This window comes from Cellulomonas sp. zg-ZUI22 (assembly GCF_017353535.1).
Taxonomy (GTDB): Bacteria; Actinomycetota; Actinomycetes; order Actinomycetales; family Cellulomonadaceae; genus Cellulomonas; species Cellulomonas wangleii.
The window spans coordinates 76,892-90,567 of sequence record NZ_JAFMUZ010000008.1; the positions used below are offsets into that span (position 1 = coordinate 76,892).

General features: G+C 75.2%; 11 protein-coding genes. 2 read left to right on the forward strand and 9 right to left on the reverse strand.

Annotation, left to right across the window (positions count from 1 at the left end; all coding sequences use genetic code 11):
- Positions 1-24 precede the first annotated feature (24 nt).
- Positions 25-900, forward strand: a complete 876-nt coding sequence (locus J1G43_RS16430) for a purine-nucleoside phosphorylase (protein WP_207371267.1) — start codon at positions 25-27, stop codon at positions 898-900.
- 136 nt (positions 901-1,036) lie between these two features.
- The gene (locus J1G43_RS16435) at positions 1,037-2,887 is read left to right on the forward strand and encodes a phospho-sugar mutase (protein WP_307859645.1); all 1,851 of its coding nucleotides are present in this window, start codon (positions 1,037-1,039) and stop codon (positions 2,885-2,887) included.
- A 46-nt stretch (positions 2,888-2,933) separates the two neighbouring features.
- On the opposite strand, the gene J1G43_RS16440 is transcribed toward J1G43_RS16435, so the two are convergent.
- The 9 genes from J1G43_RS16440 to J1G43_RS16480 all read right to left on the reverse strand — a co-directional run bounded on the left by J1G43_RS16440 (position 2,934) and on the right by J1G43_RS16480 (position 13,550).
- Positions 2,934-5,306, reverse strand: coding sequence for a DUF6055 domain-containing protein (locus J1G43_RS16440; RefSeq protein WP_207378848.1), 2,373 nt, complete (start codon positions 5,304-5,306; stop codon positions 2,934-2,936).
- 228 nt (positions 5,307-5,534) lie between these two features.
- Entirely contained in the window at positions 5,535-6,254 is a 720-nt protein-coding gene (gene deoC / locus J1G43_RS16445) for a deoxyribose-phosphate aldolase (protein WP_207378849.1), read from the reverse strand.
- Complete coding sequence (locus J1G43_RS16450; protein WP_207341633.1) at positions 6,251-7,369, reverse strand: adenosine deaminase; 1,119 nt, start codon at positions 7,367-7,369, stop codon at positions 6,251-6,253. The genes deoC and J1G43_RS16450 overlap by 4 nt, the downstream gene beginning before the upstream one ends.
- Positions 7,366-7,593, reverse strand: a complete 228-nt coding sequence (locus J1G43_RS16455; RefSeq protein WP_207341632.1) for a hypothetical protein — start codon at positions 7,591-7,593, stop codon at positions 7,366-7,368. Before J1G43_RS16455 ends, J1G43_RS16450 begins: the two co-directional genes overlap by 4 nt.
- Before the next feature lie 84 nt (positions 7,594-7,677).
- On the reverse strand, positions 7,678-8,973 hold the full coding sequence (locus J1G43_RS16460; RefSeq protein ID WP_207378850.1) for a thymidine phosphorylase: 1,296 nt from the start codon (positions 8,971-8,973) through the stop codon (positions 7,678-7,680).
- The gene (locus tag J1G43_RS16465; protein ID WP_207378851.1) at positions 8,970-9,404 is read right to left on the reverse strand and encodes a cytidine deaminase; all 435 of its coding nucleotides are present in this window, start codon (positions 9,402-9,404) and stop codon (positions 8,970-8,972) included. Before J1G43_RS16465 ends, J1G43_RS16460 begins: the two co-directional genes overlap by 4 nt.
- Positions 9,405-9,418: 14 nt before the next feature.
- Positions 9,419-10,714, reverse strand: a complete 1,296-nt coding sequence (locus tag J1G43_RS16470) for an ABC transporter permease (protein ID WP_207371266.1) — start codon at positions 10,712-10,714, stop codon at positions 9,419-9,421.
- Positions 10,711-12,036: an ABC transporter permease gene (locus tag J1G43_RS16475; protein ID WP_207378852.1), complete on the reverse strand. Its 1,326-nt coding sequence runs from the start codon at positions 12,034-12,036 to the stop codon at positions 10,711-10,713. The genes J1G43_RS16470 and J1G43_RS16475 overlap by 4 nt, the downstream gene beginning before the upstream one ends.
- Complete coding sequence (locus tag J1G43_RS16480; protein ID WP_207341627.1) at positions 12,033-13,550, reverse strand: ABC transporter ATP-binding protein; 1,518 nt, start codon at positions 13,548-13,550, stop codon at positions 12,033-12,035. The genes J1G43_RS16475 and J1G43_RS16480 overlap by 4 nt, the downstream gene beginning before the upstream one ends.
- Positions 13,551-13,676 lie beyond the last annotated feature (126 nt).

A 13,676-nucleotide genomic window follows, 5' to 3' on the forward strand; every position in this document is an offset into this window, starting at 1 on the left:
CCGGCACGTGGTTAGCCTGTTCCCATGACCGACGTCTCCCCCGCCCGCGACCTCACCGGTGGCGCGCTGCCCAGCCTCGACGACCCGACGACCGACCCCTTCGACGTGGCACGACTCGCGGCGGAGGTGATCGCGCAGCGCACCGGCGTCGCGCGGCACGACGTCGCACTCGTGCTGGGCTCCGGGTGGGGCGGTGCGGCGGACCTGCTCGGCGAGACCGTCGCCGAGATCCCGAGCCACGAGGTCCCCGGGTTCACGCGGGCCGCGGTGGCGGGCCACGTCGGCATGCTGCGCTCGGTGCGGATCGCGGGTGACGGCACCCGGCCCGACCGGTACGCGCTGGTGCTGGGCTCGCGCACCCACCTGTACGAGGGGCGCGGCGTGCGTCGCGTCGTGCACGGCGTGCGGACCGCCGCGGCCACGGGTGCGTCGACGGTGGTGCTCACCAACGGCTGCGGCGGCCTGAACCTGGCGTGGGGGCCGGGCACGCCCGTGCTGATCCGCGACCACATCAACCTCACGGCGACGTCGCCGCTCGAGGGCGCGACCTTCGTGGACCTCACCGACCTGTACTCGTCCCGGCTGCGTGCCGTGGCGCGGGAGGTCGACGCGTCGCTCGACGAGGGCGTGTACGTGCAGTTCCCCGGCCCGCACTACGAGACGCCCGCGGAGGTCGCCATGGCCGGCCGCCTCGGGGGCGACCTCGTCGGCATGTCCACCACCCTGGAGGCCATCGCCGCCCGCCACGCGGGTCTCGAGGTGCTCGGCATCTCGCTGGTGACCAACCTGGCCGCGGGCATCAGCCCGGAGCCGCTCGACCACGCCGAGGTCCTCGAGGCCGGACGCGCCGCCGGGCCGCGCATCAGCGCGCTGCTCGCGGAGGTCGTGCGGCGGTTGTGAGGCGCACGCGGTGACGGTGCCGGGCCGTGGCCCCGCCAGTAGGTTGGTGTCCGTGAGCGCCACGGACAACGACGACGTGCTGCGCGGGGACGCCCCGGCGCCGGCCGCGACCGACCGGAACCCCGCCGCCGACCCGGTGGAGGACGACGCCTGGGACGACCTGGTGCGCCGGGTCGGGGCCTGGGTGGCCGACGACCCGGACCCGCGGACGGCCGACGAGCTGACGTCGCTGCTGCAGACCGCGCGGGACACGCCCGAGCCCGGTGGCGACGGACCGGTGGCCGACCTGGCACGCCAGGAGGCGCAGGCCGCCCGCGCCGACCTCGAGGACCGGTTCAGCGGGCTCCTGCAGTTCGGCACCGCGGGTCTGCGCGGTGAGCTGGGCGGCGGACCGCACCGCATGAACCGCGCCGTCGTGATCCGCGCCGCGGCGGGGCTGGCGGACTTCCTCACCGGTGAGCTCGAGGGTGCGACCCCGCCGCCCCGCGTGGTCGTCGGTTACGACGCGCGCCACAACTCGCACACGTTCGCGCTCGACACCGCGGCGGTCATGACGGCGGTCGGGATCGACGTGCTGCTGCTGCCGCGGCCGCTGCCGACCCCGGTGCTCGCCTCGGCCGTCCGGCGGTTCGGGGCCGACGCCGGCGTCATGGTGACCGCATCGCACAACCCGCCGCAGGACAACGGGTACAAGGTGTACCTCGGCGGGCGCGTCGTCACCGGCGCCGGGCAGGGCGCCCAGATCGTGCCGCCCGCGGACACCGCCATCGCGGCGGCGATCGCCCGCGTGCCGTCGGTCGCGTCCGTGCCGCGCGCCGCGTCCGGCTGGACCGTCCTCGGCGAGGACGTGGTCGAGGCGTACGCCGCCGACGCCGCCGCCGTCGCCCCGGGCGGCGACCCGGACCACCGCGCCCGGCTGAAGGTCGTCGTGACCCCGCTGCACGGCGTGGGCGGCGCCCTGACGCGCGACGTCCTGACGCGTGCGGGCTTCACCGACGTCACCCTGGTGCCCGAGCAGGCGGAGCCGGACCCCGACTTCCCCACGGTCGCCTTCCCCAACCCCGAGGAGCCGGGCGCGACCGACCTCGCGCTGGCGCTGGCCGCCGCGATGCGGGCCGACCTCGTCGTGGCGGTCGACCCCGACGCCGACCGGTGCGCCGTCGCCCTGATCGACCCCCGCGCGCACGTGCCCGCCCGCGGGCCGGAGACCCCGCAGGCCGACGGCTGGCGCATGCTCACCGGCGACGAGGTCGGTGCCCTGCTGGGCGCCGACGCGGCCGCCCGGGTGCGCGCGGACGACCGCCCCGACGGCGCGGCACCGACGCTCGCGTGCTCGATCGTGTCGTCGCGGCTGCTGGCGGCGATCGCCGCCGACGCCGGGCTGCGGTTCGCCTCGACGCTCACCGGCTTCAAGTGGATCTCCCGCGTCGACGGTCTGGTCTTCGGGTACGAGGAGGCGCTGGGGTACTGCGTCGACCCCGCGCACGTGCGTGACAAGGACGGCATGTCGGCCGCCGTGCGGGTGTGCGACCTGGCCGCCCGCCTGGCGGCGGAGGGCCGCACTCTCGTCGACGCGTTGGACGACCTGGCCCGCGCCCACGGCCTGCACGCGACCGGGCAGGTCAGCGCGCGGTTCGCCGACCTCAGCCGCATCGGCGCGACGATGTCCGCGCTGCGGGAGCGGCCGCCGGCGCAGCTGGCCGGCTCGCCCGTGGTCGAGGTCGTGGACCTGGCCGCCGGCACCGACGACGACCGCGGCGGGCTGCCCCCGACCGACGGGCTGCGGCTCCTCACGGCCGACGGCACGCGGGTGGTGGTGCGCCCGTCGGGCACCGAGCCCAAGGTCAAGGCCTACCTCGAGGTCGTCGTCCCCGTCGCCGCCGACGCGGACCGTGGCGCCCTCGACACCGCGCACCGCACGGCACGCGAGCGCCTGGACCACCTGGCGGCCGACGTGCGGACCGCGCTGGGCCTGGACGGGAGCTGACCGGTCGAGCGGCGGCGTCCGCCGCTCGAGCGGGTGCGTGGGGGCCTCAGCCGGTACGCGTGCAGCGCACCTGCGGGACGGACCGGGCGGTGTCGCTCGCGGCCGTGCCGTTGAAACCGAACGTCACGCTGCCCCCGTCCTCGATGATGCCGTTCCACGGCATGTTCTCCGCCGTCACCGTGCTCCCGCTGCGGGTGATCTCCGCGGCCCACTGCTCGGTGATCTCCAGCCCGTCGGGCTGCGTCCAGGTGAGCACCCAGCCGCGGACCCCCGACGTCGTGGCGGTCACGGTGACCTGGGCCTGCATGCCGCCCGGCCACGAGGTCACCACCTCGTAGGTGGCGGTGCAGGCGCCCGCGGGCACGGCCGCCGGCGGCGCCGCCACGCCCGGCTGCGCCCCGTCCGAGGGTGGTGCAGCGGCGGGCGGCGTCGCCGCCGCCGGACGCGACGGGGACGTGACGGACGGCTCCGGGCCGGCCTCGGGCGTCGGCCCGCTCGACGGCGTCACCGTGGGCAGTCCGTCGCTGAGGGTCGTCTCCCCCGGGGCGAAGGGCGGCACGACGGGGTTCACGTCGGTGTCCACCGCGGACGGGTCGCAGACCGCGCCCGGGCGGTAGGCGGTGTAGGCGCCGGCGTCGCACGTGAACCCGACGACGGCGTCACCTCCCAGCACGACCTCGCCCGACAGCCGCGCCGATCCCAGCACCCGTGCGACGTCGCGCACGACCACGTCGCCCGTGAGCTCGGCGCCGCCCTCCACCCACGCGCGCCCCTCGAGACGCACTCCCGGGCCGACGACGGCGTCGCCCCGCACCACGGCACCCGTCGCGACGTACGCGGCAGGGTCGACGCGCGCCGTGTCGTCGACCCAGCCGCCCCCGTGCGGGTGCCGGTGGCCGCCCTCGGCGGCGAGGGCGGCGACGGGGTCGGACACCGTCGCGCCCGCGACCCGGAACTCGTAGGGGTAGCGGGCGGTCCGGGGGAACGTCTCCAGCCCCGAGGCGACCACCTCGGTCGGCGTAGCCGCGACCACGAGGTACACCTCGTCCTCGCCGGCGCGCAGCGCGAGGCGCAGCTCACCGTCGGTGGCCTCCGTGACGGGGCTGTACCGCGGGCCGCCCGGCCCGACCGCGACGAGCCCGAAGCTCCAGCCGGGGTGCTCCCCCGCCCCGCTGCCGACGTGCCCGCGCACGCGCACCCGCACGTCGGTGCCGGACCCGTCGGGCACGAGCCGCACCACGGTGTAGCCGTACGCACCCGGCGCGAACGTACCGGTCACCCGGTGGTGCGAAGGGTCGTCCGCCACGGCCTCCACGGGCGTGGTGCGGTGCGCGACGAGGACGGGGTCCACGCCCTGGTGCAGCCCGCCCGGCGTGAGGTCGTCGACGGCCACGCGCATGGCGTACTGCGTCACCCGGCGGTTGAGCGCCGCGGCGTTGGAGGACGTGAGCCGAACGTACGCGCCGAGCAGGTGCTCGGTGTCGGAGGAGCCGGTCCACAGGTCGCCCACGAGCCGCGGCGACGAACGGTCGGCGAGGTGCTGCAGCAGCAGCCACCCCGCCGCACCCTGGCGTGCGCTGCCCCAGGCGAGGTGCGGGGCGAGCAGGTGGTCCGAGACGTCGGCATGGTCCCCTGGCACCGCGAGCGTCGCCAGGTACGCGGACGCCGCCGTGCGCAGGGTCGCCGCCGACTCGGGTGTGAGGCCGTGCCCGGGGTGCGCCGCCGCGGTGAGGTGCTGCAGGGCCTCCGCGACACCACGGGCGAGCTCCCACGGCGTACCGGCCGGCACCGGCACCCCCGCGGACCGCGCCGCACCGTCGGTCGGGGCGGGACCCGCGGCCGACGGCGTCGCGGCGGCGGAGGCCGACGCCGTCGCACCGGCGACGGCGGCCGCGGCGACCTCCGGCTCGAGGGAGGACGCCAGCACGGCGGGCTGCACCCGCAGGAGCGCGATCCCGTCGACGACCGCCCCCCGGGTCGGCGGCACCGGGTCGCCGGACGGCTCGTCGGCGGTCACGGGCGGGTCCACGGGCGTGGCGGCGCCCGGACCCTGCGCCCACGTCCCGTCGACCACGACGAGGAGCTTGTGCTCCGCCAGCGGCCCCTCGTCCGCACCCAGACCGGCCTCGTCGACGTCGAGCGCGTGCAGCGCCTCGAGCTGGGCGACGACGACGTCCGGGTCGAACCGCAGGGCGTCCGGCGCGGCGGTCGGGTCGGGCCCGGCGCGCCCGCCCCACGCGAGCGCCACCCGGTCGCCCTCGAGCACGTGCGCCTCCGACCACGCGGCACGCCACGGCTCGGGGACGGCGAGCCGGAGCCGCTCGGCCCCGTGGTCCCCGAGGGCGCTCGCCAGGGCCGCGCCCAGCACGAAGGCCGCGACGAGCGCCACGACGACCGTGCCGCGCCTGATCGGGCCCATGCCGCGTGCGTCTCCTCCCGGCGGTGCGCGCCGTCGGGGTCCGGGTGGACCGGGCGGACCTGCTCCTGACCTGCGTGGTCGGCGTCGAGCGAGCGCTATCCGGACGACCGTCCACCATGGTCTGCCCTCCGCGGACCAGTCAACGCCCGAATCGTCCGGATCAGCGGGTATTCACCCGACCGAGCGGCAGATTCTCACGCCTCTCTCATCGCGCCGGAGCCCGAGAGGTCAGTAGTCGCCGTCCGCCGTCAGGCCCGCGAGCACGGATGCGGTGCCCGACAGCCCCAGCCGGGTGGCCCCGGCCTCGATCATCGCGAGCGCGTCCGCCGCCGTCCGGATCCCGCCCGACGCCTTGACGCCCAGCCGGCCGCCGACCGTCCGCGACATCAGGCGCACGGCGTGCACCGTGGCGCCGCCCGCCGGGTGGAAGCCCGTCGACGTCTTGACGAAGTCCGCACCCGCGGCCTCCGCGGCCTCGCAGACGTGCACGATCTCGTCGTCCGTCAGCGCGGCGGACTCGATGATGACCTTCAGGACGGTCGGGGCGGGCACGGCCGCGCGCACGGCGGCGATGTCGCGGCCGACGTCGGCGAAGCGACGCTCCTTGGCGGCACCCACGTCGATGACCATGTCGACCTCCGCGGCGCCGTCCGCCACCGCGCGCGCCGCCTCGGCCGCCTTGACGTCGCTGTGGTGCTTGCCCGACGGGAACCCGCAGACCGTCGCGACCAGCAGGTCCGGCGCACCGTCCAGACCGACGGGGATCTCCAGCGGCAGGAACGAGGGCGACACGCACACGGAGTACACCCCGAGCTCGACGCCCTCGGCCACCAGCGCCTCCACGTCGGCCCGCGTGGCCTCCGGCTTGAGCAGCGTGTGGTCGACGAAGCGTGCGAGGCCGACGGCGTCGAGGGGGACGTGCGTGGTCGGGGTGTCGTCGGTGGTCATGCGCGGTGCCTCCCGGGGCGTGCTGCGCCCGGCGGGACCGCCGGGCCGGTGATGCGGTCGACGAGCGCGTGGCGCTCGTCCTGGTGCAGGAACGTGTGCCGGGCGGCGGTCACGGTCACGTCGACCACGTCGTCGAGCGTCCACCCCGCCTCCCGCACCAGCAGACCCAGCTCGCGCGACAGCGACGTGCCGGACTGCAGGCGGTTGTCCGTGTTGACGGTGACCTCGAACCCGGCGCGACGCAGCAGGGTCACGGGGTGGGCCGCCACCGAGGCGGCCGCGCCCGTCTGCAGGTTGGACGACGGGCACACCTCCAGCGGGACGCGCCGGTCGCGCACCCAGTGCGCCAGCAGCCCCAGCCGCCACGACCCGTCGGGCCCCTCGTGGACGTCGTCGGCCAGCCGGACGCCGTGGCCCAGCCGGACGGCGCCCGCGACGTGCAGCGCCTCCGCCATCGAGTCGAGCCCCGCGTCCTCACCCGCGTGCACGGTGGCCGGGAAGCTCGCGTCGCGCACGACGCGGAACGCGGCCGCGTGCCGCGACGGCGGGAACCCCTCCTCCGGTCCGGCGATGTCGAAGCCCACGACGCCCGCGTCCCGGTTCGCCAGCGCGAGCGCGGCGATCTCGTCGGACCGGTCCGCCTGCCGCATCGCGGACAGGACCTGCACCACCCGGATCTCGTGACCGGCGGACCGCGCCTCGGCCTCACCCTGCGCGAAGCCCTCACGCACCGCGTCGACGACCTGCTGCAGCGTCAGGCCGCGCTCCAGGTGCTGCTCGGGCGCGTACCGCTCCTCGGCGTGCACGACGCCGTCCGCAGCGAGGTCGAGCACGGCCTCCCGGGCCACACGGCGCAGCCCCTCGGCGGTCTGCATGACCGCCAGGGTGTGCGTGAACGTCTCGAGGTACCGCGGCAGCGAGCCCGAGCCGGCCGCCTCGACGAACCAGCGCCCGAGGGCCTGCGGGTCCGTCGTCGGCAGCTCGTGGCCGATCGCGGCGGACAGCTCGATCATCGTCTCCGGGCGCAGCCCGCCGTCGAGGTGGTCGTGCAGCAGGACCTTCGGCAGCGCGCGCAGCGTCTCGTCGAGGTCCTGCCCGTCAGGGGTCGGTGTCACGCGTCGGCGCCCTCGTCGTCGTCCAGGTGCACCTCGGCGGACTGCTCGACCACGTCGGCCTCCTCGGCGCGGCCCTCACGGTCCGGCCGGGGGAAACCGGGGACGTGGTCCTCCGGCTCGTCGTCGGCGGTCTCGTCGGCGTCCGTCAGCGTCAGCGGCTGCTCCGTGTCGACGGGCGCCAGGCCGGCGTCGCGCCAGGACTGTGCTCCGGGGACGGTGCTCATGGCTCCTCCGTGGTGGTGCGGCGGCAGGGGACGTTCCTCATCGTGACCCGGGCGCGCAGGTGCCGCGACCGGGCCGTGCGGACGTCAGTCCGCCGCGACGCGGTCGAGCACGAGCGGGCGGGTCGCACCGGGCGTGCCCTGCGGGTCGACGACCACGCCACCGGCCAGCGCCTCGTGCGCGCGGGCGAAGCGCTCCGGGGTGTCGGTGTGCAGCGTGAGCAGCGGCTGGCCGCGGCGGACGGTGTCCCCCGGGCGGGCGTGGATCTCGATGCCCGCACCGGCCTGCACCGGGTCCTCCTTGCGGGCCCGGCCCGCGCCGAGGCGCCACGCGGCGACGCCCACGGCGTACGCGTCGAGCGTCGTCAGGACACCGTCGGCCTCGGCGAGCACCTGCTCCTGCTCCCGTGCGACGGGCAGCTCGGCGTCGGGGTCGCCGCCCTGCGCAGCGATCATCCGGCGCCACACGTCCATCGCGCGGCCGTCGGCCAGCGCCGCGGCCGGGTCCGCGTCCGGCTGCCCCGCTGCGGCGAGCATCTCGCGCGCCAGCGCGACGGTCAGCTCGACGACGTCCGCCGGGCCGCCGCCGGCCAGGACCTCGACCGACTCGCGGACCTCGAGCGCGTTGCCCGCCGTCAGGCCCAGGGGCGTCGACATGTCGGTGAGCAGCGCGACCGTGCGCACCCCGGCGTCGGTGCCGAGCGCGACCATCGTGCGGGCCAGCTCGCCCGCGCGCTCCGCGTCCTTCATGAACGCGCCGGAGCCGACCTTCACGTCGAGCACGAGCGAGCCGGTGCCCTCGGCGATCTTCTTGCTCATGATCGAGCTCGCGATCAGCGGGATCGCCTCGACCGTGCCGGTGACGTCGCGCAGCGCGTAGAGCTTGCGGTCCGCCGGTGCCAGGCCCGACCCGGCGGCGCAGATGACGGCGCCGACGTCCTCGAGCTGGCGCATCATCTCGTCGTTGCTCAGCGCGGCGCGCCAGCCCGGGATCGCCTCGAGCTTGTCGAGAGTGCCCCCGGTGTGGCCGAGCCCGCGGCCGGACAGCTGCGGCACGGCCACGCCGAACACGGCGACGAGCGGCGCCAGCGGCAGCGTGATCTTGTCGCCCACGCCCCCGGTGGAGTGCTTGTCCGCCGTGGGCCGCGACAGGCCGGAGAAGTCCATGCGCTCGCCGCTGGCGATCATCGCCGCCGTCCAGCGCGCGATCTCGGCGCGGTCCATGCCGTTGAGCAGGATCGCCATGGCGAGGGCCGACATCTGCTCGTCCGCGACGACCCCGCGGGTGTACGCGTCGACCACCCAGTCGATCTGGCCGTCGGTCAGCCGGCGCCCGTCCCGCTTGGCGACGATGACGTCGACGGCGTCGAACTGCTCGCTCATCCCTGCTCCTTGTCCTGACCCCCACCGCGCACGGTGAGGTCCGTCGGCCCGAAGGCGTCGGGCAGCACCTCGCTCATGGGCCGTACGCCGCTGACCGTCTCGAGCAGCAGGTCGGGCCCGCCGTGCTCGAACAGCAGCTGCCGGCAGCGTCCGCACGGCATGAGGACGTCGCCGTGCCCGTCGACGCAGACGAACGCGACCAGCCGGCCGCCCCCGGTCACGTGCAGCATCGACACCAGGCTGCACTCGGCGCACAGGCCGACGCCGTACGACGCGTTCTCGACGTTGCAGCCGGCGACCACCCGCCCGTCGTCGACCAGCGCCGCCGCGCCGACCGGGAACCGCGAGTACGGGGCGTAGGCCCGGGTCATGACGTCGCGTGCGGCGGCCCGCAGGCCGTCCCAGTCGACGGTCCGCGTGCTGCTGGGCATGTCTCCCTCTCCGCTCATTCCTTGACGTAGGCCTCGCCGGACGCCGCCGGGCCGCGCGAGCGGCCGACCAGGCCCGCCACGGCGAGCAGCGTCACGACGTACGGCAGCATGAGCATGAACTGGCTCGGCACCGGGGCGCCGACGATGCTCAGGGCACCCTCGAGGTTCGACGCGAACCCGAACAGCAGCGCGGCCAGCGCGGCGCGCACCGGGTCCCACTTGCCGAAGATGACGGCGGCCAGGGCGATGAACCCGGCACCGGCGGTCATCTCCTTGCCGAAGGCCGACACCGACACGACGGTGTAGAACGCGCCACCGACACCGGCGATCGCGCCCGCCACGAGCAGCGCCCGGTACCGCGTGCGCTCGACCTTGATGCCGACGGTGTCGGCGGCCTTGGGGTGCTCCCCCACGGCACGCAGGCGCAGGCCCCAGCGCGTGCGGTACAGCGCGAACCACACACCGGGCACCACCAGGTACATGAGGTAGACGACGACCGTCTGGTTGAACAGCGACGGGCCGATCACGGGGATGTGCGAGAGCCCGGGGATCGCGATGTTCGAGAACCGCGTGGTGCTGTTGAGCTGGGGGTTGGGCACCAGCACCTGCGAGTACAGGAAGCTGGTCACGCCGATCACCAGCACGTTGAGCACGACACCCACGATGACCTGGTTGACGCGGTACGTGATCGTGAACACCCCGAGCACGGCGGCGACCAGGACACCCGCGAGCACCGCGGCCAGCAGGCCGACCCACGGGCTGTTCGTCACCGAGGCCGCGACCGCGGCGCAGAACGCCCCGGCGAGCAGCTGGCCCTCGATGGCGATGTTGACGACGCCGGCACGCTCGCCGATCACGCCGCCCAGCGCACCGAAGACGATGGGCACCGCGAGCAGCACGGCACCACCGATGAGGCGGACCGCGGGGATGTCGCTCGGGCTGCCGGCCGCGGCCCAGGCGAGGAACCCGACGAGGAAGACCGCCGCGAACAGCGCCGAGACCCACACCGGGACCTTGTGCCGGCGCATGACGCGCCAGGCGGCGAGCAGCGACAGCAGCGCCATGACCGCGACGCAGACCCACCCGGTCGCGGTGCCGGGCACGGCCAGGCTCGGCAGGCTCACGAGGTCCCCGGAGCTGGCGAGGCGGAACCTCGCGTCACCCTCACGGGGCCGCACCATCAGCAGCAGCGCGAACAGCACCGTCACCACGCCGAGCACCACGGGCCCCTTGCGGGACACCACGGTCACCGTGCGGTGCTCGACGGCACCGCCGGACGCCTCGGTGGGCTCCACCGTCGTCGTGCTCATCGCTGCACCTCCTCACGGCGCGAGGCGCCGGACCGGCGGGTCCCCGCCGGTGCCCGACGGCCCGGCTGCGGAAGCCGGAACACCGCCCGCACCAGCGGCGGCGCCGCGATGAACAGGACGATCAGGGACTGCACGACCAGGACGATCTCGATCGGGATCCCCTCGGATGCCTGCATGACCGAGCCCCCGGCCTTGAAGCCACCGAACAGCAGCCCCGCGAACAGCACCCCGACCGGGTTCGACGACCCGAGCAGCGCCACGGTGATCGCGTCGAACCCGATGCCCGCGTCGATGTCGTAGCTGAAGCCCGTGGTGATGAGCCCGAGCACCTGCGTGCTGCCCGCGAGGCCCACCAGCGCACCGCTGAGGAGCATCGCCATCACGGTCGCGCGGGGCACGTGGATGCCGGCGACGCGCGCGGCGCGGGCGTTCTCGCCCACCGCCCGCAGCGAGAAGCCGAGGCTCGAGCGCTCCAGCAGCCACCACGTCAGCACCACCGCGCCGAGCGCGAGGAGGAAGCCGAGGTGCAGGCGGAACTCCGGGCCCAGCAGCCGCGGCAGGAGCGCGGTGTCCGCCATGGGCGGCGACTTGGGGTTGGCCGACCCGGGCGCCTGCAGCAGGCCCGGCGTTGCCAGCAGGTAGGACAGCAGGTAGAACGCGATGTAGTTGAGCATGATCGTGACGATCACCTCGTGCGCCCCCGTCGCGGCCTTGAGCAGGCCCGCGAGACCGCCCCACAGCGCACCGGCCGCGACACCGACGACGAGCGCCACCAGCAGGTGCAGCCCGCCCGGCAGTTCCCAGGCGAACCCGACCCAGCCGGCACCCGCCGCGGCCATGAGCATCTGCCCCTGCCCGCCGATGTTGAACAGGCCGGAGCGGAACGCCAGCGCCAGCCCGAGACCGGCGGCGATCAGCGGCGTCGCGTAGGTCATCGACTGCGTGAGCGGCCGGATCCCCTGCGCGAACGAGTCCGCCGTGTAGTTGTAGACCGCACCGCGGAAGAGCGCCGCGTACGCGCCGCCGACGGCCTGGCCGATGGCGGCGAACGTGTCACCGGGGCGCGAGAAGAAGTACGAGGCGGCCGACTGCACGCCCTCGTCCGTGAAGGCGATCATCACCGACCCGGCCAGCACCGCGAGCACCACGGCACCGAGCGAGACCGCCCAGCCGCCGGACGCCACGCGCTGCAGCGCGTCGTTCCACCGGGTGTCACGGACGGGCGTGGGCCCGGCGTCGTCACCGCCCACGTCGGTCACCACCGTGTCGGGCACGACCACGTCGGCGACGCCCTGGTCGCCGGGCTCCTTGGGCTCGCTCACGCGGCCTCTCCCTCGTTCGGCGCGATGCCGGCCATCATGAGGCCGAGGACGTCGCGCGGGGTGTCGGACGGGACGATGCCGACCACACGGCCGCGGTACATGACGAGGATCCGGTCGCCCAGGGCGACCGCCTCGTCCAGCTCGGTGGCGACGACGACCACCGGGACGCCCTCGTCCCGCGTCTCGACGATGCGCTTGTGGATGAACTCGATCGAGCCGACGTCGACGCCGCGCGTCGGCTGGGCCGCCACGAGCAGGCGCAGGTCGCGCGAGAGCTCACGGGCGACGACGACCTTCTGCTGGTTGCCCCCGGACAGCCGCCCCACCGGCGAGTCGATGCCCTGGGTGCGGATGTCGTACTGCTCGACCATGTCGCGGGCGAACCGGTCGCGCGCCCGCAGCTGCAGCGCCCCGGCCCGCACGAACGGCGGCCCGTCGGTGCGGTCGAGCACGAGGTTCTCGGCGACGGTGAACTCGGCGACGAGCCCGTCCAGCGTGCGGTCCTCGGGCACGTAGCCGACGCCGGCGTCCAGCACCCGGCGCACCGAGCGCCCGACGAGCTCGGTGGACCCGAGGCGGATGCTGCCGGTGACGAACCCCTGCAGCCCTGCCAGCGCCTCCGCCAGCTCGGTCTGCCCGTTGCCCTGCACGCCCGCGACGACCAGGATCTCGCCACGGGGTACCTCGAACGACACGTCGTCGACGAGCACCGTGCCGCGTGCGTCGGTGACCTGCAGGTGCTCGACCCTCAGCCCGTCGCCCTGGGGCCGCGCCGGCTCCCGGTGCACGACCAGCTCGACGGGGCGGCCGACCATGAGGGAGGCGAGCTCGGCGTCCGTCGCGGTGGGCGAGGCCTCCCCGACCACGGCGCCGCGGCGCACGACCGTGATGCGGTCGGCGACCTCGCGGACCTCGCGGAGCTTGTGGGTGATGAAGACGATCGCGGTGCCGCCGGCCTTCAGCCGACGCATCATGTCCATGAGCTCGTCGGTCTCCTGCGGCGTCAGCACCGCGGTCGGCTCGTCGAACACCAGGACGCGCGCGTCGCGCGACAGGGCCTTGATGATCTCGACCCGCTGCTGGACGCCGACGGGCAGGTCCTCGACCACCGCGTCGGGGTCGACGTGGAACCCGAAGCGGTCGGCGATCTCGCGCACCCGGCTGCGCGCCGCGTCGAGGTCGAGCCGGCCGCCGGTCGTCGTCTGCTCGTGCCCGAGCATGACGTTCTCCGCGACCGTGAAGACGGGGACGAGCATGAAGTGCTGGTGCACCATGCCGATGCCGGCGGCCATGGCGTCGCCCGGGCCGGCGAAGTGCTGGACCTCGTCGTCCAGGAGGATCTCGCCCTCGTCGGCCTGGTAGAGGCCGTACAGGACGTTCATCAGGGTGGACTTGCCCGCACCGTTCTCCCCGAGCAGGCAGTGGATCTCTCCCGGCTCGACCGTGAGGTCGATGTGGTCGTTGGCGACCAGGGCGCCGAAGCGCTTGGTGATGCCGCGCAGCTCGAGCTTCATGGGGACGGTCCTCGGGACGGGTCGGGACGGTGCGGTGCGGATGGTCCGGTCGGGTCGCCGGCCGACCCTGCGATCGTCGCACGTGACCACCCGGGCGGGCCGTGGCCGACCCGCCCGGGTGTGCGT